This is a genomic window from Microbacterium sp. JZ101 (assembly GCF_053903175.1).
This window is the reverse complement of record NZ_CP096400.1, coordinates 2,334,852-2,358,940: the sequence shown is the minus strand read 5'-3', so window position 1 is coordinate 2,358,940 and position 24,089 is coordinate 2,334,852. Positions and strand designations below refer to the sequence as shown.

15 protein-coding genes are annotated in these 24,089 nt (G+C 72.0%); 9 read left to right on the top strand and 6 right to left on the bottom strand.

Going from position 1 to position 24,089, the window contains the following annotated elements:
* Nucleotides 1–74: 74 nt before the first annotated feature.
* Nucleotides 75–824, bottom strand: a complete 750-nt coding sequence (locus tag M1D56_RS10980) for a sulfite exporter TauE/SafE family protein (RefSeq protein WP_456285236.1) — start codon at nucleotides 822–824, stop codon at nucleotides 75–77.
* Nucleotides 824–1,843, bottom strand: a complete 1,020-nt coding sequence (locus M1D56_RS10975) for an NYN domain-containing protein (RefSeq protein ID WP_271172775.1) — start codon at nucleotides 1,841–1,843, stop codon at nucleotides 824–826. Before M1D56_RS10975 ends, M1D56_RS10980 begins: the two co-directional genes overlap by 1 nt.
* 195 nt (nucleotides 1,844–2,038) lie before the next feature.
* Here M1D56_RS10975 and M1D56_RS10970 point away from each other — a divergent pair, with 195 nt between their 5' ends.
* Nucleotides 2,039–4,513, top strand: coding sequence for a rhamnogalacturonan lyase (locus tag M1D56_RS10970; protein ID WP_456283602.1), 2,475 nt, complete (start codon nucleotides 2,039–2,041; stop codon nucleotides 4,511–4,513).
* Between the two features lie 60 nt (nucleotides 4,514–4,573).
* Here M1D56_RS10970 and xylB read toward each other — a convergent pair whose 3' ends face one another.
* The 3 genes from xylB to M1D56_RS10955 are packed head-to-tail and all read right to left on the bottom strand — an operon-like array spanning nucleotide 4,574 to nucleotide 7,945.
* Nucleotides 4,574–5,965 carry a xylulokinase gene (xylB, locus tag M1D56_RS10965; RefSeq protein ID WP_456283601.1) on the bottom strand — a complete coding sequence of 464 codons (1,392 nt, stop codon included), beginning with the start codon at nucleotides 5,963–5,965 and terminating at the stop codon, nucleotides 4,574–4,576.
* Between the two features lie 11 nt (nucleotides 5,966–5,976).
* A complete protein-coding gene (gene xylA, locus M1D56_RS10960; RefSeq protein WP_455970819.1) occupies nucleotides 5,977–7,167 on the bottom strand; it encodes a xylose isomerase in 1,191 nt (396 codons plus the stop codon).
* Nucleotides 7,168–7,216: 49 nt separating this feature from the next.
* Nucleotides 7,217–7,945, bottom strand: coding sequence for an alpha/beta hydrolase (locus M1D56_RS10955; protein WP_456283600.1), 729 nt, complete (start codon nucleotides 7,943–7,945; stop codon nucleotides 7,217–7,219).
* 56 nt (nucleotides 7,946–8,001) lie between these two features.
* On the opposite strand from M1D56_RS10955, the gene M1D56_RS10950 reads away from it, so the two are divergent.
* The 5 genes from M1D56_RS10950 to M1D56_RS10930 all read left to right on the top strand — a co-directional run bounded on the left by M1D56_RS10950 (nucleotide 8,002) and on the right by M1D56_RS10930 (nucleotide 19,174).
* Complete coding sequence (locus M1D56_RS10950) at nucleotides 8,002–10,335, top strand: glycosyl hydrolase family 95 catalytic domain-containing protein (RefSeq protein WP_456283599.1); 2,334 nt, start codon at nucleotides 8,002–8,004, stop codon at nucleotides 10,333–10,335.
* Between the two features lie 146 nt (nucleotides 10,336–10,481).
* On the top strand, nucleotides 10,482–12,605 hold the full coding sequence (locus M1D56_RS10945; protein WP_456283598.1) for a beta-galactosidase: 2,124 nt from the start codon (nucleotides 10,482–10,484) through the stop codon (nucleotides 12,603–12,605).
* Nucleotides 12,606–12,677: 72 nt separating this feature from the next.
* Nucleotides 12,678–13,685, top strand: a complete 1,008-nt coding sequence (locus M1D56_RS10940; protein ID WP_421074375.1) for a LacI family DNA-binding transcriptional regulator — start codon at nucleotides 12,678–12,680, stop codon at nucleotides 13,683–13,685.
* Nucleotides 13,686–13,790: 105 nt separating this feature from the next.
* The gene (gene yicI / locus M1D56_RS10935) at nucleotides 13,791–16,118 is read left to right on the top strand and encodes an alpha-xylosidase (RefSeq protein WP_456283597.1); all 2,328 of its coding nucleotides are present in this window, start codon (nucleotides 13,791–13,793) and stop codon (nucleotides 16,116–16,118) included.
* 176 nt (nucleotides 16,119–16,294) lie between these two features.
* A complete protein-coding gene (locus tag M1D56_RS10930; protein WP_456283596.1) occupies nucleotides 16,295–19,174 on the top strand; it encodes an endo-1,4-beta-xylanase in 2,880 nt (959 codons plus the stop codon).
* A gap of 495 nt (nucleotides 19,175–19,669) precedes the next feature.
* Here the strand turns inward: M1D56_RS10930 and M1D56_RS10925 are convergent, their stop codons facing one another.
* Nucleotides 19,670–20,713: a LacI family DNA-binding transcriptional regulator gene (locus M1D56_RS10925; RefSeq protein ID WP_456283595.1), complete on the bottom strand. Its 1,044-nt coding sequence runs from the start codon at nucleotides 20,711–20,713 to the stop codon at nucleotides 19,670–19,672.
* Between the two features lie 188 nt (nucleotides 20,714–20,901).
* Here M1D56_RS10925 and M1D56_RS10920 point away from each other — a divergent pair, with 188 nt between their 5' ends.
* The 3 genes from M1D56_RS10920 to M1D56_RS10910 are packed head-to-tail and all read left to right on the top strand — an operon-like array spanning nucleotide 20,902 to nucleotide 24,070.
* Nucleotides 20,902–22,179, top strand: a complete 1,278-nt coding sequence (locus tag M1D56_RS10920) for an ABC transporter substrate-binding protein (protein WP_271172765.1) — start codon at nucleotides 20,902–20,904, stop codon at nucleotides 22,177–22,179.
* Nucleotides 22,180–22,187: 8 nt separating this feature from the next.
* Nucleotides 22,188–23,180: a carbohydrate ABC transporter permease gene (locus M1D56_RS10915; protein ID WP_456283594.1), complete on the top strand. Its 993-nt coding sequence runs from the start codon at nucleotides 22,188–22,190 to the stop codon at nucleotides 23,178–23,180.
* Between the two features lie 59 nt (nucleotides 23,181–23,239).
* A complete protein-coding gene (locus M1D56_RS10910; RefSeq protein WP_456285235.1) occupies nucleotides 23,240–24,070 on the top strand; it encodes a carbohydrate ABC transporter permease in 831 nt (276 codons plus the stop codon).
* Nucleotides 24,071–24,089 lie beyond the last annotated feature (19 nt).

Genomic DNA, 24,089 nt, shown 5'->3' with positions numbered 1-24,089 from the left:
GCGGCGGCCCCGGCGAACTCCTCGTCGGATTCTAGCCGGAGACCGGCGAAGCGCTTCGATTCTCGGCCGCGGCCTCAGACGAGCAGGTACACCGCGCCCGCGATCGTCAGGGCGATGACGAGCCGATCGAACACGCGCTGGTCCATCCGCGACGCGACGCGGCGGCCGACGAGAGCTCCGACGATGACGGCCGGCACGAGGACGAGGTCGAGCAGGAGCGAGCCGGGCGTGATGATGCCGAGCCCCACGGAGAACGGCAGCTTCGCGATGTTCACGATCGCGAAGAACCAGGCGGATGTGCCGAGGAACGCCTTCACGGGGAACTTCGCCGCGAGGAAGTACATCGACATCACGGGGCCCGCCGCGTTCGCCACCATGGTCGTGAATCCGCCGAGCGCGCCGTAGGTCGCCGCGGCGACCGCGCCCGACCGCGCTCCCGGCTCGGCCTCAGACCGGGCCTGGAGCCATCGGCGCCACAGCGTCACGGCGACGACGAGCAGCAGGAGGACGCCGATGACGCGCCGCACCCAGGCGTCGTCGGCGACGGCGAGGAACGCCCAGCCTGCGACGAGACCGAGCACGACCGCGGGCGCCATCCGGACGATGACCTTCCAGTCCGCGTGCCGCCGGTACGACAGCAGCGCGAACATGTCGCCCACGATGAGGAGGATGAGCAGGGCTCCGGTCGACTCCTTGGCGGGCAGGACCGCGGCGAACAGGGCGACCGAGAGCGTCGCGCCGCCCGGCACGGCGGTCTTGGACAGGCCGACGACGAGCGCGCCGATCGCGAGCGCCGCCCAGACGATCGGGGAGAGGTCGGCGATCACGCCTTGAGCCGCACGAGGCGCTCGTGGCCCGTCTCCTCGAGCTCCGCGAGGTCCTCGCGCGACTTGAGGAAGTCGGAGAACGAGCGGTATCCGAGGGCCTTCTCGCTGAACGAGGGGTCCATGCGGCGGATGTGCTGCTTCACGGCCGAGCTGTGCAGCCATCCCGCGTCATCGCCCTTGCCCTGGCCGACGCGCAGCGCCCGCTCCAGCAGGCGCGACGCGGCCGCGTGCAGGTCCTCCGGCGGCGTCTCGTCGAAGGCGAGGAACGTCTCCGGCTCCTCGGCGGGCTTGGACTTCGACGCCCGGCGCGTGCGCGGCTTCGCCTTCGGCTCGGCGTCGTCCTTCGCCTCGGCCCCGGCGGCCTTCGTCGCGTCCTTCGCGCCCTCCGCCTTGTCGGCGCTCTCGCCCCTGTCATCGGTCTTCGCCTTGGCGGCGGGCTTCGCGGGCAGCTGCACGCCGGGGAGCGAGTCGTAGGGCTCGAACTCGTCGCACGCCGCGGCGAGGGACTTGGCGGTCGAGCCCGCTACGCCCACGCCGACGACGTAGCGGCCGAGGCGCCGGCAGCGCTGCGCGAGCGGCACGTAGTCGGAGTCGCCCGCGACGATCACGACGTGCGTGAGGTCGGGGAGGCGGAACATGTCCTCGACGGCGTCGACCGCGAGGCGGATGTCCGCGCCGTTCTTCGCGTACGCGGCGGCGGGGAAGAGCTGCACGAGGTCGACCGCGCGCGCGACGAGCTGCTGGCGGTAGATGGCGTTCACGGGCGACGACCAGTCGGCGTAGGCGCGTGTGAGCACGAGCGTTCCGTACGACGCCGAGTAGTCGATGACCGCGCCCACGTCGACCATCGCGCGGGACAGCCGGTCGGCGATCTCGGGATCCTGCGGGTTCTCGGCGATCCGTGCGCGGTCTCGGCTGTAGGAGTTGCGCCCGTGGACCCGGTCGTACCACGACATCACGATGTTGTCGAAGTCGAGGTAGACGGCGACCCGGCCGTCATCGTGGGTCTCGGGCACGGCGGCTCCTCAGATGGGGCGGATGGGACTCCTCCGAGCGTAGCCGCGTCGGCTGTGCGTCGCGCCGGGTGCCCATCACCCGGATGGTGAGGGGTTGTCGGATGGCGCGCACGCCGCTACGGTCTGATGTGCGGAAAGCGTTTTCTCTCAAATCTGAAACGTTTCACATCCATCGACGACGATGAGGAGTCCGACATGACCCGACCATCCGCCCGCTGGGCCGCGCGCGCCGGCGTCGGCGCGCTGGCCGCAGCGCTGGTCGCCGCGATGCCCGGCATCGCGGCGCACGCCGACGATCGAGAGCCGCCCGTGCCGCAGCTCGAGCGGCTCGACCGCGGCCTCGTCGCCGCGCGCACCGACGACGGGGTCTTCCTCAGCTGGCGCCTCCTCGCCGAGGAGACCTCGGGCGCAGGAGAGGCGGGGATGACCGGACCGGACTTCGCCGTCTACCGCGACGGCGAGCGGATCGCGACGGTGACGGACAGCACGAACCTCCTCGATCCCGAGGGCACGGCGTCCTCCGCCTACCGCGTGGCTCCCATCGTGAACGGCGTCGAGCTCGAGGCGAGCGGCAGCACCGCACCGTGGAACGGCGCCTCCGCGACGCTGCCGCTGCAGAAGCCGGCTGACGGCGTGACGCCCGCGGGCGAGGCGTACACCTACTCGGCGAACGACATGTCGGTGGGGGACATGGACGGCGACGGCGATTACGAGTACGTCGTGAAGTGGTATCCGTCGAACGCCAAGGATGTCTCGCAGGTCGGCTACACGGGGAACACGTACATCGACACCTACGAGGCCGATGGCACCCTGCTGCACCGCATCGACCTCGGCGTGAACATCCGCTCGGGTGCGCACTACACGCAGTTCATGGTCTACGACTTCGACGGCGACGGCCGCTCCGAGATCATGATGAAGACCGCGCCGGGCACGAGCGTGACCGCGCAGGGGCAGACGGCCTACGTCACGATCCCGGCCGATGACGCGGCCGCCGGCGTGACGGACGCGGACGACTACCGGATGTCGGCGGCGGACTACCGGGCGCACCTCGTGGAGGTGTTCCGCGGATGGAGCGAGCGCGACGAGGTCGTGTCCGGTCAGTGGCCCGCGACGCTCGAGGAGGCCTTCGGGATCGAACCGCGCTACGACTACCCCCTCTCGGAGGCCGACGCGACCGCGCTCGTCGACCACTTCATCGACGTCTATGCGCCGTCGCGGTCCGCGCGGAACCAGCTGCGGAAGTTCGAGGGCTTCGTGCTGACGGGCCCCGAGTACCTCACGGTGTTCGACGGGCTGACCGGCGCCGAGCTCGAGACGGTGGACTACAAGCCGGGCCGCGGCGACGACGGCCTGCTCTGGGGCGACTATGCCATGGCGCGGATCGAGCCGGGCAACCGCAACGACCGCTTCCTCGCGGGTGTCGCGTACCTCGACGGCGCGCACCCCTCCGCGATCTTCGCCCGCGGCTACTACACGCGCTCTACGCTCGTCGCCTACGACTGGGACGGCGAGAGCCTCTCGGAGCGCTGGTACGTCGACAGCGGGCACGCGCCCATGGCCAACCCGTTCAACGCCTCGCCGCACGGCGTCGACGGCACGGACCCCGAGTTCGGCACGCTCACGACCCAGGGATTCCACTCGCTCTCAGCGGCCGACGTCGACGGCGACGGCAGGCAGGAGATCGTGTACGGGTCGGCGACGATCGACGATGACGGGTCGCTGCTCTACAGCTCGTTCGCCGAGATGCCCGAGGGAAGCGCCGCGCCAGGGACGACGGCGCGGCTCGGGCACGGCGACGCGATGCACGTGACCGACATCCTCCCCGAGCGCAGCGGCCTCGAGATCTTCACGGTGCACGAGGGCGGCGTCTGGGCGCCCTACGGATGGGCGCTCCGCGACGCCGCGACCGGCGAGGTGCTCGAGGGCGAGTACTCCGGTCGCGACACGGGACGCGGCATGGTCGGCGACGTCGATCCCGACCAGCCGGGGCTCGAGTTCTGGGCGTCGATGCCGCCCGGTTCCGGCACGCCGGTCGAGGGGCTGGGCACCAACCAGTCCATCCGCTGGGCGGCCGACATGACGACGCAGATCGTCGAGGGCTATGGCGACGAGGACGTGCGGATCGTCGACGGCTCGGGAGAGGTTCTTCTCGAGGCCGAGGGGACGCGCTCGAACAACGGCACGAAGGGCAACCCCGCCCTCGTCGCCGACGTCTTCGGCGACTGGCGCGAGGAGCTCCTCGTGCGCTCGGCGGACAGCTCCGAGATCCGGATCCACCTCTCCACCGAGGTGACGGACCGGAAGCTCACCACCCTCATGCACGAGCCCCAGTACCGTGCGGAGGTGGCGCGGCAGAACACGGCGTACAACCAGCCGAGCTACACGGGCTACCGCCTCGCCTCCGACATCGACTGGGGCGACGTGCCCGTCTACACGAGCGAGGTCGTCGCGCCGGCGCCGATCTTCGTCGACGAGGCGGGCCGAGGCCGCGACGGCTACGAGATCCCCGATGCGCACGGCGTCGCGTACTACGTCGACGGCGCCGAGGTCGCGCCCGGCTTCCATCGCGCGAAGGGCTCCGTCGAGATCGTCGCGGTGCCCGACGCGTGGTTCGCCCTCGCTCCCGAGGTCGAGTCGACGTGGGAGTTCGCGTTCCGCGCCGGTCGCTGATCCCGAAAGAGGAGGGCCGCCGCCGGCGACTGCCGGCGGCGGCCCTCCTCTGCGTCCGGGTCAGCGGCGCGCGGCGTACTGCTCGCGGATGACCGGTCGCGTGTCGACGGGGAGGGTCGCGGCGATCTGCAGCGGCCACTCCGGGCGCGTGCCGGTGAGCGCCCACGCGGCCTGGGCCGCCGCGCCGAGCGCGACGTACTCTCCCGGCTCGGGCACGACGACGGGAGCATCGAAGACCTGCGCCGCGATCGCCTGGACGGCCGTGCTCTGCGCCGCTCCGCCCACGAGGAGCACGCGCTCGGCGGCGACGCCGTGGGCGCGGATCGCGTCGAGGCCCTCCGCGAGCCCGCACAGCACGCCCTCGATCGCGGCCCTGGCGAGGTTCTCGCGGGTCGTCGAGGCGAGGGTCATGCCGAAGAGCGTCGCTGTCGCATCGGGCAGGTTGGGAGTGCGCTCGCCCTCGAACCAGGGCTGCAGCACGAGCCCGCCCGCTCCCGGCTCGGCGGCGAGGGCGAGCCGCGCGAGCTCAGCGTGGTCTGCGCCGAGAAGAGCCGCGGTCGCGTCGAGCACGCGCGCTGCGTTCAGGGTCGTGACGATCGGCAGGAAGCCGCCTGCGGCATCCGCGAACCCGGCGACCGTTCCCGTCCGGTCCTGCACCGCGACATCCGTCACGGCGAACACGGTGCCGCTCGTGCCGATCGAGATCCCGATGTCGCCCGCACGGGCATCGAGGCCGAGCGCCGCGCCCGCGTTGTCGCCGGCACCGGGCGCCACGACGAAGCCGGGGCCGTCGACGTGCTCGGCGGGAGCGAGGACGCGGGGGAGCACGATCGCGTTGGCGTCGCGGCGCAGAGCGCGTGCGAGCAGGTCGCGGTCGTAGACGTCGCGCGACGGGTCGAAGTACGCCGTCCCGCTCGCGTCGGAGCGATCGGTCACGAGCTCCTCGAGCACGGGGCCGCGCTCGCCGTCGGGTCCGAAGCCGCGCAGGCGCCAGGTGAGCCAGTCGTGCGGGAGCGCGACGGCCGCGACGCGCGCGGCGTTCTCCGGCTCATGATCCGCCAGCCACCGCAGCTTCGTCGCGGTGAAGGAGGCCACGGGGACGAGCCCCGCGCGCTCCGCGAAGGCCTCGGCGCCGACCTCCGCGGTGAGCGCGGCCGCGGCATCGGCCGAGCGCGTGTCGTTCCAGAGGAGGGCGGGGCGGATGACCTCGCCGCGCGCGTCGAGAGCGACCATGCCGTGCTGCTGCCCCGCGATCGACACCGCGTCGACGTCGGAGAGCCCGCCGGCGTCGGCGATCGCCGACTGCAGCGCGTCCCACCAGTGCCGGGGGTCGACCTCGGAGCCGTCGGGGTGCGATGCGCGGCCCGTGCGCGCGATCTCGCCGGTGGCGAGATCGCGCACGACGACCTTGCAGCTCTGCGTGGACGAGTCGATGCCCGCGACGAGAGTCATCCGCGCCGTCCTCAGCGGGCGCCGAGCAGGTGCTCGGTCGCGAGCTGCTGGAGCCGCACGAAGCCGAAGCCGTGGCCGCCCAGGTACGCGTCGGCGTCGAAGTCCTCGTACGCCGAGCGGTCGGCGAGGAGGTCGTCGTACGACTCGCCCTCGTTCAGGGTCGGCTGGCCGAGCTCGAGCACCTTCGCGCTCGCGAGCGCCTCCTGCACCTCGGGGTCGGCGCGGAAGGCGGCCGCCCGCTCCTTGAGGAGGAGGTAGGTGCGCATGTTCGCGGAGACCGAGTCCCACACGCCCGTCTCGTCCTCGGTGCGGCTGGGCTTGTAGTCGAAGTGGCGGGGGCCGTCGTAGGCGGGGACGCCGCCGGGGCCGCCGTTCTCGAGGAGGTCGACGAGCGCGAACGCGTTGTGCAGGTCGCCGTGACCGAAGACGAGGTCCTGGTCGTACTTGATGCCACGCTGGCCGTTCAGATCGATGTGGAAGAGCTTGCCGTGGTACAGCGCTTGCGCGATGCCCGCTGCGAAGTTCAGTCCCGCCATCTGCTCGTGGCCGACCTCGGGGTTGAGGCCCACGAGCTCGGGGCGCTCGAGCGAGTCGATGAACGCGATCGCGTGGCCGAGCGTCGGGAGGAGGATGTCGCCGCGCGGCTCGTTCGGCTTCGGCTCGATCGCGAACCGGATGTCGTAGCCCTTGTCGGTGACGTAGTCGCCGAGGAGGTTGACCGCCTCGCGGTAGCGCTCGAGAGCCGCGCGGATGTCCTTCGCGGAGTCGTACTCCGCTCCCTCGCGACCGCCCCACATGACGAAGGTCTTGGCGCCGAGCTCGGCGGCGAGGTCGATGTTCCGCAGCACCTTGCGCAGCGCGAAGCGGCGCACCTGGCGGTCGTTGGAGGTGAAGCCGCCGTCCTTGAAGACGGGGGCGCTGAACAGGTTCGTCGTGACCATCGGGACGACGACGCCGGTGTCGGCGAGCGCGCCCTTGAGCCGGTCGATCTGCTTCTGCCGCTCGTCGTCGGTCGAGCCGAACGCGAACAGATCGTCGTCGTGGAACGTGAGGCCGTAGGCGCCGAGCTCGGCGAGCTTCTCGACCGCGTGCACGACGTCGAGCGCCGGTCGGGTCGGGCCGCCGAACGGGTCGGTGCCGTTGTAGCCGATGGTCCAGAGACCGAACGAGAACTTGTCGTCCTTGGTGGGTGTGAGCGACATGAGGATCCGCCTTCAGCGTCGTCGGTGAAATGTTGTGGAAATGAACATATCACCAACCCTGCTCGCGGATCCAGTCCACCGCGAGGCGTGTCCATCCCTCGATCGGTCCGAGGCCGGTCGCGAGTCCCTTTCCGTGCGCGCCCTCCGCGAAGACGTGCAGGTCAGCGGGTACGCCGTGACGGACGAGCGCGCGGGTGTAGGCGAGCGCGTGCGTCACCGGGACCGCCTCGTCGGCGGCCGTGTGCCACAGGAACGTCGGCGGCGTGCGCTCATCGACGAGGGCGTCGGCGTCGAGCGCCGCGCGGGCGGCGACGGGCGCGTCGGGGCCGAGGAGCGCGGCGACGGAGCCGCGGTGCACGAGATCGGTCATCGAGATGACCGGATAGCAGAGGATGGCCAGGTCGGGCCGCGCGTCGACGTCGTGCGCCGCGCGCTCCGCCGCCGTGGGCGCGCTGCTGAGCGTGGCCGCGAGGTGGCCGCCCGCCGAGAAGCCGAGCACGCCGATCCGCGACACGTCGAAGGCCCCGTGCTCGCCGCGGCGGAGGGCGGCCAGGAGCGACCGGGTCGCGACGATCGGGTCGGGATGGCGCTGCGGCGCGACCGGGTAGCGGAAGACCACGGCGTTCAGTCCCGCGTCGTTCAGCCACGCCGCGACGGGCTCGGCCTCGTGCGGGGCGTGATGCGCGTAGCCGCCTCCCGGCAGCACGAGCATGAGCGGGCGGCTCTCGGGAGCCTCGGCGCGGGCGGGCAGGAAGACGATCTCGTCGGCGTGGGTCATGCTCGTTTCCTACCATCCGCGCGCACCGTATCGTGGTCCGCGTGTGCCCTGATGCGATGACGCCCGACCGCACGACCGACCCCGACGAGACCTCCCGACGCGCGCGCCGGCGCGGTGGCCGGCGGCTCGTCTTCGAGGGGGAGGCGCGCGAGTGGCTCGAGGCCCTTCCTCTCGGCAACGGCCGCATCGGCGCGATGTGCGGAGGCGGCGTGCGGGCCGTGCTGCACCTCAACGAGGAGAGCGTCTGGTCGGGAGCGCCGTGGCGAGACGAGCGGCAGCGTCCGCTCGCGCCGGAGGAATCGCAGCGCCTGCTCGCCGAGGCGCGGCGCGCCGTGCTCGAGGGTCGGCCGCGCGAGGCGGAGGAGCTGCTCCAGCGCCGTCAGTCGGGCTACAGCCAGGCGTTCCTGCCGGTCGGGTCGCTCGTCGTCGGCCCGCGCGCGGGGGAGGATCGGACTCCCGTCGTCCGCGCCCTCGACCTCGGCGCGGCCGTCCACGAGCTGCGCGCGGGCGACCAGACCGCGGAGACCTTCGTGTCGGCGGCCGACGACGTGCTCGTCCACGCGGTGTCCGGCGCCGCCGCGCCGATCGAGCTGTCGTTCTCGACGCCCCTGCGCGAGACGGCGCGCGAGGAGCTCGCCGACGGCTTCGCGGCCCTCCTCGCGGCGCCCCTCGACGTCGCGCCCGGACACGAGCCCGACCTCCCCGCCGCGACGTGGCCCGACGACGGCGAGCGCACCGTCGAGGTCGCCGTCGTCGTCCGCCGCCGGGAGGAGGGGGAGCGGACCGTGTTCGCTCTCGCGATCGAGACCACGTATGCAGGGCCCACGGCCGAGCTCGCGTCGCCCGATGACGCGCTCCGCCGGGCGCACGAGCGCGTCGAGGCCGCCCTCGCGAGCGGGTACGAGCGCCTGCGGGCAGCGCACGTCCGCGCGCACGCCGAGCTCTTCGACCGCGTGCGGATCGACCTCGGGCGCGCTCCCGACGCGTCCACCTCCGAGCGTCTCGAGCGCGCGCGCAGCGCAGGCGACGTCGCCGCGGCGGATCCCGATCTCGTCGCGACGCTGTTCGACTACGGCCGGTACCTGCTGATCTCGTCCTCGCGGCCGGGCCGGCTCCCCGCGAACCTGCAGGGTCTGTGGAACGCCGAGATGCGTCCGCCGTGGAGCTCGAACTACACGCTCAACATCAACACCGAGATGAACTGCTGGGCCGCCGAGGTGACCGCTCTTCCGGAGACCGCACAGCCGCTCATCCGCTTCGTGGGCGCCCTCGCCGAGCGCGGCGCGCGGACGGCGGAGATCGACTACGGCGCGCCCGGCTGGGTGGCGCACCACAACAGCGACGCGTGGGCCTTCACCGCCACGGTGGGCGCGGGGCACGGCTCTCCCTGCTGGGCGTTCTGGCCGTTCGCAGGACCGTGGCTCATCCGCCACCTGTCCGAGCACGTCGCGTTCGGCTCGGCGCCGGACGGCTTCGTCGACGGCACGCTCCGCCCGCTCGCCCGCGGTGCGGCGGAGTTCCTCCTCGCCTGGCTCGTCCGCCTGCCCGACGGCTCCCTCGGGACCGCACCGTCGACATCCCCCGAGAACACCTTCCGGGTGGGCGGCCACGAGGTCGGCGTCGGCGTCACGAGCACGATGGACCTCGCGCTCGCGCGCGAGCTGCTCGGCACCGTCGTGACGCTCGGTCCCGACGACGACCCGCTCGTGGGCGCCGCCCGTGACGCGCTCGACGCGCTGCCCGAGGTCTCGTCGCGTGCGACCGACGAGGGCGTCCTCGAATGGGACGCCGTCGTCGATGAGGTCGACCCGCAGCATCGCCACGTCAGCCATCTCTACCCGCTCTATCCCGGCGACGCGGCCGACGAGGCCTTCGAGCGCGCGGCGGCCGTGACGCTCGACCGCCGGGGGCTCGACTCGACCGGCTGGTCGCTCGCGTGGAAGACGGCGCTCTGGGCGCGCCTCGGACGCGCGGACCGCGTCGCGGATCTCCTGCGACTCTTCTTCCGGGACGCGCGCGGGAGCGGCTTCGGCGAGTCGGGCGGACTCTACGCGAACCTCTTCGCGGCGCACCCGCCCTTCCAGATCGACGGGAACCTCGGGTTCACGGGCGGGTTCGCGGAGTGCCTCCTGCAGAGCCATCGCGGGCGGATCGACCTCCTGCCCGCCGTGCCGACGGCGCTCGCGTCCGGCCGGGTCGCGGGGCTCATCGCGCGGCCGGGCGTCGTCGTCGACATCGCCTGGGCGGACGGCCGTCTCGTGTCCGCGCGCCTGCGCGCGCGAGCCGGGCGGGATGGCCGGATGCGGCTGCGCTGGAGCGGCCGCGAGATCGAGATCGAGGTGTCGTCGGCGGCCGACACGGTCGTGTCGGCCGCCGACTTCGACGCCTGAGCGCGCGTGTCGGCGCCCGTGCGGTCGGCCCGGGGTTGAAAGGGCGGAAGGGGCGCGCTAGGGTCAAGCGAAGCGCTTCGACAATGGGGTGCGAGAACGTCCGCCGCGACGAGGCCGCGTCTGCGCGCCATCGGCCGAAGGGACCCGTGCCGCAGAGGACCGGGACGCATCGCCTCGTCGCGGCGGCGCGGCCCGCCGACGACGGCGAGGAGGGATCGAGGATGACCGACGGCACGCGCAGCGCGTATGCGCCCGGCATGCTCCTGTTCGGCGGCGACTACAACCCCGAGCAGTGGCCGCGCGAGATCTGGCGGGAGGACATCGCCCTCATGCGGCGCGCGCGGGTGAACACCGTGACGCTCGGCGTGTTCTCCTGGGCGCTGCTCGAGCCGCGCGAGGGCCGGTTCGAGACCGGCTGGCTCGACGAGGTCATCTCCCTGCTCGACGAGGCCGGCATCGGGTTCTTCCTCGCCACGCCGACCGCGTCGCCGCCGCCGTGGTTCACGCTCGCGCACCCTGACGCGATGCCCGTCGGGCCCGACGGGGTCGTGCTCTCGCACGGCTCCCGCGACACGTACGCGGTGAGCGCGCCCGCGTACCGCGAGGCGTCCCGGCGGATCGCGCGGATGCTCGGCGAGCGATACGGACGCCATCGCCGCCTGCGGGGATGGCACATCCACAACGAGTACGGGACGCTCGACTACGGGCCGCATGCGGCGCGCGCCTTCCGCGCCTGGCTGCGGAGGCGCTACGGCGATCTCGACGCGCTGAACGCCGCGTGGGGCACCGCGTTCTGGTCGCAGCGCTACGGGACGTGGGAGGAGATCCTCCCTCCGCGCGCCACGCAGTACCTGCACAGCCCCGCGCTCCTCATCGACTTCCGGCGGTTCTCCTCCGACGAGATGCTCGCGGCCTTCGAGGAGCAGAAGGCGGAGATCCGCGCGGCCGGCTCGTCCGCTCCCGTCACGACGAACTTCATGCTGCCCACCTGGAACCACCTCGAGCAGTGGTCGTGGTCCGCCGCGCAGGACATCGTGTCGATCGACCACTACCTGGACACGACCGGCCCGGACGGCGAGGCGCACGTGGCCTACGGCGCGGACCTCACCCGGTCATGGGCGGGCGGGCCCTGGGTGCTCATGGAGCAGAACGCGCGCGGCATCCGCGTCGGCGATCGCACGCACGCCAAGACGGCCGATCGGATGATCCGCAACTCCCTCGGCTACATCGCGCGCGGCTCGCAGAGCTCGCTCTTCTTCCAGTGGCGGCAGAGCGCGGCGGGAGCCGAGCAGTGGCACGGCGCGCTCGTGCCGCACGGGGGCGGCGACTCGCCGCTGTTCGAGCCCGTGGTCGAGCTCGGCCGGATCCTCGAGGCCATCGGCGAGGTCGCGGAGCCGCCGGCCGATGGCCTGGTCGTCCCGGCCGAGGTGGGGATCGTGTGGCACGCCGACGGCTGGTGGGCGCTCGAGACGCCGCACCTGCCCAACGACGCCCTGTCGTACTCCGACGAGGTGCGGGCGACGCACCGCGCGCTCTGGCGGAAGGGCATCGCGACGGAGTTCGTGCGGCCGGGCGGGGAGGTCTCGCACCTGCGCCTGCTCGTGGTGCCCGCGCTGTACGCCATGGCGCGGGAGACCGTCGGATGGCTCGAGGGGTTCGTGCGCGCGGGCGGGCGCCTCGTCGTCACGACGCCGTCCGGGTTCGCGGACGAGAGCCTCCGGATCGGCGCTGGCCGCTACCCTGCCCTGCTGAGCGACCTCCTGGGCGCGGGCGCGGACGAGATCGTGCCGCTCGAGCCGGGCGCGGGGGTCGCGATCGAGGGCGGCCTGCGTGCGGAGGAGTGGACGGAGCGCCTGCATGCGTCGGATGCGCGCGTCCTCGCGCGCTACGTCGACGGCCCGCTCGCGGGGCACGCCGCCATCACCGAGGCCGAGCGGGGCGCGGGGACGGCGGTCTACGTGTCGGCCCGGCTCGCTCAGGAATCCCGGGACACCCTGCTCGCCGAGCTCGCGCAGCGCGCGGGGGCACGCGAGACGGTCGTGGGCGCCGCAGCGCTCGGCGTCGAAGCCGTGAGGCGGCGCGGGGCGCGCGCGGACTTCCTCTTCCTCCTCCATCACGGCGCCGAGCCGGTGCGGGTGCGCGGCGAGGCGCTCGAGCTCATCCGAGCGAGCGACCTCTCGCGCGGCTTCACGCTCGATCCGGGAGCGAGCGCCGTCCTGCGCGTCGCGCGCGGAGCGGAGGTGGAGATCGAGCGGATGGTCGGGCGATGATGGGAGTTGCAGGGCAATGTCCTCGCGGATAGGATCGCGGGACAGTCGAAGCGCTTAGACAACGGAGTGAAGATGGCGACGATCAACGAGGTGGCGAAGCTCGCCGGCGTGTCGATCAGCACGGTCTCGTACGCCCTCTCCGGCAAGCGCACGATCTCGCGCTCGACGCGCGAGCGGATCGACCAGGCCATCGCCGAGCTCGACTACCAGCCGCACGCCGCCGCGCGCATCCTCGCCGGCGCCCGGACGCAGATCCTCGCCCTCAGCGCGCCGCTGCGCGCCGACGGGCACCTGCCGACGCACATGCGGTTCACCTCCGCGGTCGTCGAGGCCGCGCGCGGGCGCGACTACGACGTGCTGCTGCTCGCCCGCGACGACGAGGTGAACGGCATCCGGAGGGTGAGCGCGAGCTCGCTCGTCGACGGCGTCGTGATGATGGGCGTCGCCGAGGACGACGAGCGGCTTCCGATCGTCCGCGCGGGGCGCATCCCCGCTGCGCTCATCGGCATCTCCGAGCACGCGCAGGGGGTCGCCTGCGTCGACTTCGACTTCGAGACGGCGGCGCGCGACGCCATCGCGCGGCTCGCGGATGCGGGGCATCGCGTCGTGGGCATGATCGGCCACCCGCACAGCTTCGTGGATCGGCGCGCGGGATTCATCGGCCGCTTCGATCACGCTCTCGAGCAGGCCGCTCAGGAGCGGGGCGTCCGTCTCGTTCGTCAGTGGGCGGGCATCGAGCGGGGGACGGGTGCGGAGGCGGTCAACCTCATCCTCGGGGCGGCCCCCGACGTCACGGCGATCGTGTTCCACTGCAACGAGCCGGTCGTGGAGGAGGCGCTGCGGCGCCTGGACGAGCGCGGGCTGCGCGTCCCGCACGACATCTCCCTCCTCGCAGCCGCGGCGAGCTACGACCCGGGGCGGCTCGAGCACCGGCTGAGCGGAACGACGCTTCCCATCGAGGAGATGGGGAGGATCGCCGTCGAGGGCATGCTCGCGGCGGTCGAGGGCGTCGTGCCGGGCCCGCCGCTCCTGCTCCCGCCCGCGTTCATCGACCGCAGCTCGATCGCGCCGCCCGCCTGAGGCGCGCCGCACCGACGCGCGTCTGCGCGTCGGTCATCGAAGCGCTTCGAGAATTTCTCATCCACTCCGCCCGCCGACGGGCGTCACGACAGGAGCATCCCGGCCATGAAGTTCACCGACGGGTTCTGGCAGCTGCGGCAGGGCGTCGACGCCCTCTACGGGCGCGAGGCGTACGACGTCTGGGCCGACGGGCGCACGCTGAACGCGACCGTGCCGACGAAGGTCATCGAGCGCCGCGGCGACACCCTGAACCGCGCGACCCTCACGGTCTCGCTGCACTCGCCGCTGCCCGGGGTGATCGGCGTGCGCATCGAGCACCACCAGGGCGGCCGAGGCGAGGTCTCGTTCGACCTCGTCGGCGCCGAGGACGGGCACGGCGACGTCGTCGTGGACGACGCGGCCGGCAGCATCACGAGCGGCCGCATCCGCGCGACCATCACCCGTGGAGCTCCGTGGAGCCTCGTCTTCCACGATGTCGAGACCGGGCGGGTGCTCACGTCGAGCGGCGAGAAGTCGCTCGGCTACATCCGCCTCGCCCCGGACGCCGCGGTCGAACGGGGGCCGCTCGGCGCGACGGAAGCCGGCGCCTATGTCCATGAGCAGCTGGCCCTCGACGTCGGCGAGCTCATCTACGGGCTGGGCGAGCGATTCGGGCCCCTCGTGAAGAACGGCCAGACGGTCGACATCTGGAACGCCGACGGCGGCACCTCGAGCGAGCAGGCGTACAAGAACGTCCCGTTCCATCTCTCGAGCCGGGGATACGGCGTGCTCGTGGATCACCCGGGCCACGTCTCCTACGAGGTCGGGTCGGAGGCCGTCGAGCGCGTGCAGTTCTCGGTCGCGGGCGAGTCCCTCAGCTACTACGTCTTCGCGGGCGGCGACCCCGCCGGCGTGATCGAGCGCTACACGGCGCTGACCGGGCGCCCGGCTCGCCTGCCCGCGTGGTCGTACGGCCTGTGGCTCACCACGAGCTTCACGACCGACTACGACGAGGCGACCGTGACGCGCTTCATCGAGGGGATGGCCGAGCGCGACATCCCGCTCGGCACGTTCCACTTCGACTGCTTCTGGATGCGCGAGTTCAACTGGTGCGACTTCGAGTGGGACCCGCGCGTGTTCCCGGATCCCGAAGGGCTGCTCGGCCGTCTGCACGAGCGCGGGCTGCGCGTGTGCGTCTGGATCAATCCGTACATCGGCCAGCGCTCGCCGCTCTTCGCGGAGGGCAAGGAGAAGGGCTACTTCGTCACGCGGCGCGACGGCTCGGTCTGGCAGTGGGATCTGTGGCAGGCGGGCATGGCGCTCGTCGACTTCACGAACCCCGATGCGACGGCGTGGTACCAGGACCACCTCCGGCGGCTCATCCGCCAGGGCGTCGACTGCTTCAAGACCGACTTCGGCGAGCGCATCCCGCTCGAGATCGACTACTTCGACGGCTCGAGCCCCGAGCGGATGCACAACCTCTACACGCAGCGCTACAACGAGGCCGTGTTCGAGGTGCTCGAGGCCGAGCGCGGTGAGGGCGAGGCCGTGCTGTTCGCGCGGTCGGCGACCGCCGGCGGCCAGCGGATGCCCGTGCACTGGGGCGGCGACAACACGTCGTCGTTCGCGTCGATGGCCGAGAGCCTCCGCGGCGGCCTCTCGCTCTCGCTCAGCGGCTTCGGCTTCTGGAGCCACGACATCGGCGGATTCGAGGGCATGCCCGACCCCGCGGTCTTCAAGCGCTGGCTCGCGTTCGGGCTCCTCTCGAGTCACAGCCGCCTGCACGGGTCCACGAGCTACCGCGTGCCGTGGCTGTTCGACGACGCGGAGGGGCGCGATGAGGCCGATGCCGAGAGCGCGGTCTCGGTCGCCCGCCGGTTCACGCGCCTCAAGCTCGCGCTCATGCCGTACCTGCATGCGGCCGGACTCGAGGCGCACCGCAGCGGCACGCCGGTCATGCGACCCATGCCGCTCGCGTTCCCCGACGATCCCGCGACCGCCTACCTCGACCGGCAGTACATGCTCGGGCCGGACCTGCTCGTCGCGCCCGTGTTCTCGGCGGACGGCGCCGTGGATCTCTACCTGCCCGCGGGGGAGTGGACGAGCCTTCTCACGGGCGAGACGGTGAGCGGCGGATGGCGCCGCGAGACCCACGCGTTCGACAGCGTGCCGCTCTACGTCCGCCCCGGCGCCGTCCTGCCGGTCGGCGCGCGCGACGACACGACCGACTACGACTACCTCGACGACCTCACGCTGCGGGTCGCGCCGGGCGGAGCGGACGGGGAGAGCGCCCTCACGGTGACCGCGGCGGATGGCCGGACGGCGCGCTTCCGCGTCGAGCGCGCGCAGGGATCCGTCCGCATCTCCTCCGAGGAGGTCGTCGCCTTCTCGATCGGCGCGATCGGCGGTGAGACCGTCCGCGCGTCCGACGGGGTCGCCGAGCTCACCCTCTGATCCGGCCGCTGCGCGATCCTGTCGCGCGAGGAGCGCCTCTCCGCAGGCGGGTGAGGGCATCGATATCGATAACGATTTCGCAACGCTAAGTTTGGGACCGCAACTTTTCCTTGCGCGGATCGCACGGCGTCCACCAGCCTGGGTGCCGACCATCCGTCCCGCGCAAAGGAGCGTGCATGATGCCCTCACCCCTTCGCAGACGCCGCCGCGGCGTGCTCGCTGCGCTTGCCGCGTCGCTGCTCGCCGCCTCGGCCCTTGCGGCTGTTCCGGCCGCCGCCGAGGAGGCGCCGCCCGTGATCGCGACCGACTTCGAGAGCGGTCTTGACGGCTGGGCGCCGCGCGACAGCGGATCCGGCGCGCCGACCGTCACCGTGACCGACGCCGATGCCCACGCGGGGGTCGGTGCCGCCCTCATCGCGGACCGCACCGCGCAGGGCAGCGGGATCATCCGCGATGTGACGGGCGTGCTCATCCCCGGCGAGACGTACGACCTCACGGCCTGGGTGCGCTTCGCGCCCGGACAGCCCGCCGACGCCGTGTGGGCGAGCATGGCGCGGACGACCTCGGGCGCGACGAGCTACGACACGATCGCGCAGCACGCCGCAGCGACCGACACGGGCTGGACGCAGCTCAGTGCGCGGTTCACGATGGGCGCCGCCGAGAGCGCGCAGCTGTACTTCGAGACGGCGTACGGCGGCACGAACACCTCCGACCTCCTCGTCGACGACATCGTCGTCACGCCGGTCGGCGACCCGCAGGTCGAGGATGCGGTCCCGCTGAAGGACACGGTCGACTTCCCCGTCGGCGTCGCGATCGACAGCCGAGAGACGACGGGCGCGGCAGCGGAGCTCCTCACGCGGCACTTCGACCAGATCACGCCCGAGAACCACATGAAGCCCGAGGCCTGGTACGACGCGGACCGCGTGTTCACGCCGCATCCTGAGGCGATCGCTCTCATGGACTTCGCGCGAGATGAGGGCCTGCGGCTCTACGGCCACGTGCTCGTCTGGCACGGCCAGACCCCGGCCTGGTTCTTCGAGCACGACGACGGCACGCCGCTCACGAACTCGGAAGCCGATCAGGCCATCCTCGCCGAGCGCATGCGCACGCACATCTTCGCGGTCGCCGAGTACCTCTCGTCCGGATGGGGCGCGTTCGGAGCGGAGAACCCGCTCGTCGCGCTCGACGTCGTCAACGAGGTCATCGACGACGGCGCGCAGTACGCCGACGGCATGCGCCGCAGCCGCTGGTACGACGTGCTCGGCGAGGAGTTCGTCGACCTCGCGTTCCAGTACGCCGACGAGGCGTTCAACCACGTGTACGCCGCGGACGGCGCCGACCGCCCGGTCACGCTCTTCATCAACGACTACAACACCGAGCAGGCGGGCAAGCAGGACCGATACGCGGCGCTCGTCGACCGCCTTCTCGCGCGCGGCGTGCCGGTGGACGGCGTGGGGCATCAGTTCCACGTGTCGCTGTCGACGCCCGTCTCCGCGCTCGCCGGCGCGCTCGACCGGTTCGCCGACGTGGGGGTGACGCAGGCCGTCACCGAGCTCGACGTGACGACCGGCACGCCGGTCACGGACGCGCTGCTCGTCGACCAGGGCTACTACTACCGCGCCGTCTTCGACGCGTTCCGCGAGCGTGCGGGCGAGCTGTTCTCCGTGTCGGTCTGGGGTCTCACCGACGGACGCTCGTGGCGCGTGGACTCGGGGGCGCCCCTTCTGTTCGACGACGCCCTGCAGGCGAAGCCCGCGTTCCACGGGGCCGCCGGGGGAGAGCTGCCGCCGCCGGCGCGCAGCGCGTCGGTCTTCCAGGGTGCGGTGCCGCTCGACGCGGATGCCGCCTCGGATGTCGCCTGGCGCCAGCTTCCTCTGCACGAGGCGGGTGACGCCGCGCGCTTCCAGCTGCGCTGGGACGCCGACCGGCTGACCGTGTATGTCGAGGTCGACGACACCACGCCGGGCGACGATCGCGTGGTGCTCTCCTGGAACGGCGAGACAGCGGATGTCCCGCGCGGGGGAGGCGCCGAGGTCGAAGCGGTGGTCTCGGAGACGGCGACGGGGTACGCCGTGGTCGCGGCGCTGCCGCTCGCGGCCGCGGAGGGCGACAGCGTCCTGTTCGACGTGCGCGTCGTGGACGACGCATCGCCGCGCGGCGGCTGGAGTGCGGAGGGCACGCAGGGCTCGCTCGCGCTCGTCGGCCCTCTCGCGTACGCCGAGGTCCCTGAGGCCGCATCAGCGCCCGTGATCGACGGTGCGCCGGACGACGTGTGGGCGGACGCCGCGACGGTCGCGACGGACATCCAGGTCGACGGCGAGGCGGGTGCGACCGCCCAGGCGCGGCTCCTCTGGCGGGACGACGTGCTGTACGTCCGCGCCGAGGTCGCCGACCCGGTGGTCGACGTCAGCGGCGTGGACCCCTGGATCCAGGACTCGGTCGAGATCTACGTCGACGCCGGCAACGCCAAGAACGGCGCCTACCGTGCGCAGGACATGCAGCTGCGCGTGAACGCCGACGGCGTCGTCTCCTTCGGCACCGGCGACGAGGCCACGCAGGATGCGCGCACGGACACCGCAGCCGCGCGGACCGAGACGGGCTACGTCGTCGAGGCGGCGATCCGCCTCGATGGCGCGGGTGGGCCGGGCACCTTCCAGGGCCTCGACATCCAGGTGAACGACGCGGCCGCCGGTGCCCGCACGGGCATCCGCAACTGGGCCGACCCGACGGGGCTGGGCTACCAGTCGACCGCGCGCTGGGGTGTCGTCCAGCTCGTCGCCGCGCCGCAGGAGCCGTCGATCACGGTGCCCGCCGGTGCCCAGGCGGGGGCGGAGACTGTCGTCACGGTCACCGGCGCCGCGCCGGGTGAGATGGTCGAGGTCAGTGCCGCGCGCGGCGAGGGACGCACGGGCGAGGTGATCGGCACGGCGGCGGCCGACGCGCGCGGCGTCGCGGAGGTGACGGTCGCCCTCCCGGACCGCCCCGGCGTGTGGCAGCTGACTGCGAGCGCGGACGGCGACGTCCTCGCCCAGACGCGGGTGAAGCTGAGTCGCTGAGCGGAGGCGGCTGACCCGCGGAGTGCGGGTGGCCGACCCGTTGAGTGGCGGCGAGAGCGGGCGGGGCGTCGACGGCGTCCCGCCCGCTTCCGTGTCTCACACGCGGTCGGAATCCGCCCGGGTTTCCCGCCCGGCGTGAGACACGCTGAGGGAGTGATCCCGGCGACGGTGTTCGCATGTCTCACGTGCGGTGGGTATGGGCGTCTCTTTCCCACACCAAGTGAGACATGCTGGCCGGGTGGGGCCCGCATGTCTCACGTGCGGTGGGTATGGGCGCCTCTTTCCCACGTCGAGCGAGACATGCAACCGGGGTGGCGCCCGCGTGTCTCATGTTCCGCGGGATACGGCGCCCGGTTCCCACGCCAAGTGAGACATGCAACCGGGGTGGCGCCCGCGTGTCTCAGATGCCGCGGGATACGGCGCCTCTTTCCCACACCAAGTGAGACATGCAACCGGGGTGCCGGTCACTGCCACCCGGGCAGGGGCGGGCAGGAGCTAGCGGGCGGGCGCGGTGGATGCCCGGATGACGAGCTGGGCGGGCATCCGGACATGGGCGTCGCTCGCGTCATCGCCGCCGTCGAGCTTGCCGAGCAGGATCCGCACGGCGGCGGCGCCCATCTCGCGCAGAGGCTGCCGGATGGTCGTCAGCGGCGGCTCATGCGAGGCGGCGGCGGGGATGTCGTCGAAGCCGACGACCGACAGGTCGTCGGGGACGGAGATCCCGCGCGCGCGTGCGATCTCGATCGTGCGGATGGCCGAGAGATCGTTCGCCGCGAACACGGCCGTCGGCGGGTCGGCGAGCGACAGGAGCTGCTCGGCGGCAGGTGTCGACTCCTCGGATCGATACCCGCCGTCGACCACGAGCGCGGGGTCGAACGCGATGCCGGCCTCCGCGAGGGCCGTCCGGTAACCCTCCTCGCGCAGGCGGGCGGACTCCAGGTCGCGGCGACCGCGGACGTGCGCGATCCGCCTGTGGCCGAGCTCGATGAGATGACGGGTCGCGGCGATCGCCCCTTCGAGGTTGTCGCTGTCGACGGTCGTCGCGCCCGCGGGGCCGGTGTGCGGGTCGATCGCGACGACCGGCACGCTGGCGGATGGCGCCTCGACGGTCGGCGTCACGATGATGGCGCCGTCGATGAGCGTGCCGCCCAGGCGGGAGAGGGAGCGGCGCTCCCAGCCCTCATGCTGCCCCTCGGTCGGCCCCGAGAGGCTTCCCGCGTACGAGAGCAGATCGTAGCCCGTGCCCTGCAGGGCCTCCGAGATCCCCTCGAGAAGAGAGAGCGCGAAGGGCTCAAACTCCGCGACGAGCACGCCGATGACGTGCGTGCGGCCGCGCCGGAGCGAGGCGGCGATGAGCGACGACTCGTAGCCGAGCTCCGTGACCACGCGCAGCACGTGCGCCGAGGTCTTGGCCGAGACGCCGTACCGCCCGTTGATCACCTTCGAGACGGTCGACACCGACACGCCGGCCACACGCGCGACATCATGGATGGTCGCGCGGCCGCTCGGCGCGGCCTCCGGGGTCGGGGGGAACGTCACGCGTCAACGCTACTGCCGGACGGCCCCGGATCGCGGTCGGACACGGCCGTGTTTCAATCGTTATCGAAAACGATGTCGATAACGATTGACAATTTGTCGTGAGCGATGACATTCTCGTCTTCGCGGGGCGACCGTCGATGTCCGACGGATGCCCGGGATGTTCCCACTCGAGGACGAGGAGAGACGCGATGAGAGCACACAGGATCCTGACGATCGCAGCCGTCGCCGGCGCGGTGGCCCTGACGGGCTGCGCGGGCGGCAGCGGCGGCGGGGACGACGGGGACGTCACGATGACGCTCTGGCACAACTCGACCACCGGACCCGGCAAGCAGTACTGGGAGGACGCGGCCGCCGCGTTCGAGGCCGAGAACGAAGGGGTCACGATCGACGTCCAGTCGATCCAGAACGAGGACATGGATGGCCGCCTGCAGACTGCCGTGAACTCGGGCGACATGCCCGACCTCTTCATGGCGCGCGGCGGCGGCAAGCTCGCGGATGTCGTCGAGGCCGGAGCGGTCAAGGACCTCTCCGACCTCATCTCGGACGAGGTCCGCGCCGACTACGGCGACGGCGTGTTCGATGCCTTCACGATCGACGGCGCGACCTACGGCGTCCCCACGGCGGTGCTGCCCGGCGGCATCTTCTACAGCCAGGACCTCTTCGCCGACGCGGGCGTCGAGCCGGCCGGCACGATGGACGAGCTCGTCGACGCGACCGAGAAGCTCAAGGAGACGGGCGTCGCCCCGATCGCGCTCGGCGCGATGGACGCCTGGCCGGCCGCGCACTGGTACTACTTCTTCGCGCTGCGCGAGTGCAGCCAGGAGGTCATGTCGGAGATCGCGACGACGCTCGACTTCTCGGACGACTGCTGGCTGGCCGCGGGCGAGGACCTCGCCGACTTCGCCGAGACCCAGCCGTTCAACGAGGGCTACCTGACGACCTCGGCGCAGCAGGGCGCCGGCTCGTCGGCGGGCCTGCTCGCCAACCACCAGGCGGCCATGGAGCTCATGGGCGGCTGGGACGTGGGCGTCATCGCCTCGCTCACCCCCGACCAGAAGCCCCTCGCAGACCTGAGCTGGTTCCCCTTCCCGGCGGTCGACGGCGGCGACGGCGACCCGACGGCCATGATGGGCGGCGTCGACGGCTACTCGTGCTCGGTCGACTCGCCGTCGGCCTGCGAGGACTTCCTCAACTTCATCGCGTCGCAGGAGTGGCAGGAGAAGTACGCCGAGGCGTACCAGACCATCCCCGCCTCGAAGGCCGCTCAGGGCGCGGTCACCGACCCGGCCCTGCAGCCGCTCATGGAGGCCTACAACGAGGCCGCGTACGTCACGGTGTGGCTCGACACGCTGCTCGGCCAGAGCGTCGGCAACGCGCTCAACACGGCGGTCGTCGAGCTGCTCTCCGGCAACGGCTCGCCCGAGGGCATCGTCGAGGCCGTCGAGGGCGCGGCGGCGCGCGGCTGAGGAACGTCATGAGCTCCTCCCTCATCGAGGTGCCCCCGGTGGCCGACGCTCCCGCGTCGGCCGCCGGGCGGCCCGCCCGAGCGCGCCGCGGCGCCGCGGACTGGCGCAAGCGCGGCGAGATCGCGCTCCTCGCCGGTCCGGCGGTCGTCGTCTTCCTCGCGTTCGTCATCTTCCCCGTGCTGATGGCGGCCTACTACGGCTTCTTCAGCTGGAAGGGGTTCGGCCCGCCCACGAACTTCATCGGGCTGCAGAACTACATCACGATCCTGCAGGACCCGACGTTCCGCGACGCCGTGATCCACAACGGCGTCATCGTGATCGCGTCGCTCGTGCTGCAGGGGCCCCTGGCCATCCTGTTCGCCCTCCTGCTCAACCAGCGGATCCGCGGGCGGTCGATCATCCGCGTCCTCATCTTCGTCCCGTACGTCATCGCCGAGGTGGTGGTCGGAACCGGATGGAGCCTCATGCTCCAGGACGCGGGCGCGGTCAACAGCCTGCTCGGGAAGCTCGGCATCGAGGGGGCGTCGTGGATCGCCGATCCGGCGCTCGCGATGTGGACGCTCATCCTCATCATCACGTGGAAGTACATCGGCTTCGCGGTCATCCTCATGCTCGCCGGCCTGCAGGGCATCCCCGAGGAGCTGTACGAGGCCGCCGCGATCGACGGCGCGTCGTTCTGGCAGATCCAGCTGCGGATCACCCTGCCGCTGCTCGGGCCGACCATCCGCATCTGGGCGTTCCTGTCGATCATCGGATCGCTGCAGCTGTTCGACCTCGTCAACATCATCTGGGGCCAGTACGTCTCCGCGACGGCCGGCACCTCGACCATGGCGACGTACATGTACCTCAACGGCCACATGGCGGGCAACTACGGCTTCGGCAACGCGGTCGCCGTCGTGCTGTTCGTCATCTCGCTCGTGGTCGCGCTCGTCTACCAGCGCTTCGTGCTGCGACGCGACACGGAAGGCGCCCTCACGGGCGGGAAGGAGCGGAGGAAGTGAGCTCGACCACCCTCCTCGTCGTGCCGTCGGCACGCCGGCGGCGCCGCGTCGAAAGCGGCATCGCACGCTGCCCCGGCGACGGCAGCCGCGCGATCACCTACCTCTGCGCGGTCGTCCTCATCGCCATCTGCATGGGGCCGGTCCTCTACATCGTGCTCGGCGGCTTCCGCACGAACTCGCAGATCACCGCCGACCCATCGGGCTTCCCCGCCCCGTGGGTCGTGACGAACTACACCGAGGTGCTCGCGAGCGGCACCTTCTGGCAGGCCATGGCGAGCTCGACCATCACGGCCCTCGCCACGACCGCGGGTGTGGTCGCCCTCGGGCTCATGGCGAGCTACGTCATCGCGCGCTACGACTTCATGGGGAAGGGCGCGCTGTACGCGCTCTTCGCCGCGGGACTCATGTTCCCCGTCACGGTCGCGATCACGCCGCTCTACCTGCTCGTGCGCAGCCTGGGCCTGACGAACAGCCTGCTCGGCGTCATCCTGCCGCAGATCGCCTTCGCCCTCCCGACGACGATCATCATCCTCGTGCCGTTCCTGCGGGCCATCCCCGCGGAGATCGAGGAGGCGGCCTCCATCGACGGGGCGAGCCGACTCGGCTTCTTCTTCCGGATGGTGCTGCCGCTGAGCCTCCCCGGCGTCATCACGACGGGCATCCTCGCCTTCATCGGGTCGTGGAACGGGTACATGCTGCCGCTGTTCATCCTGAGCGACCCGAACCTCTTCACGCTGCCCCTCGGCGTGCAGAACTTCGCGTCGCAGTACTCCGTCGACACGGCGCGCGTGCTCGCGTTCACGTCGCTGTCGATGCTGCCCGCGCTCATCTTCTTCAGCCTCTTCGAACGCCGCATCGTCGGCGGCCTCAGCGGGGCGGTCAAGGGATGACCGCCCCCGGATCCGCAGG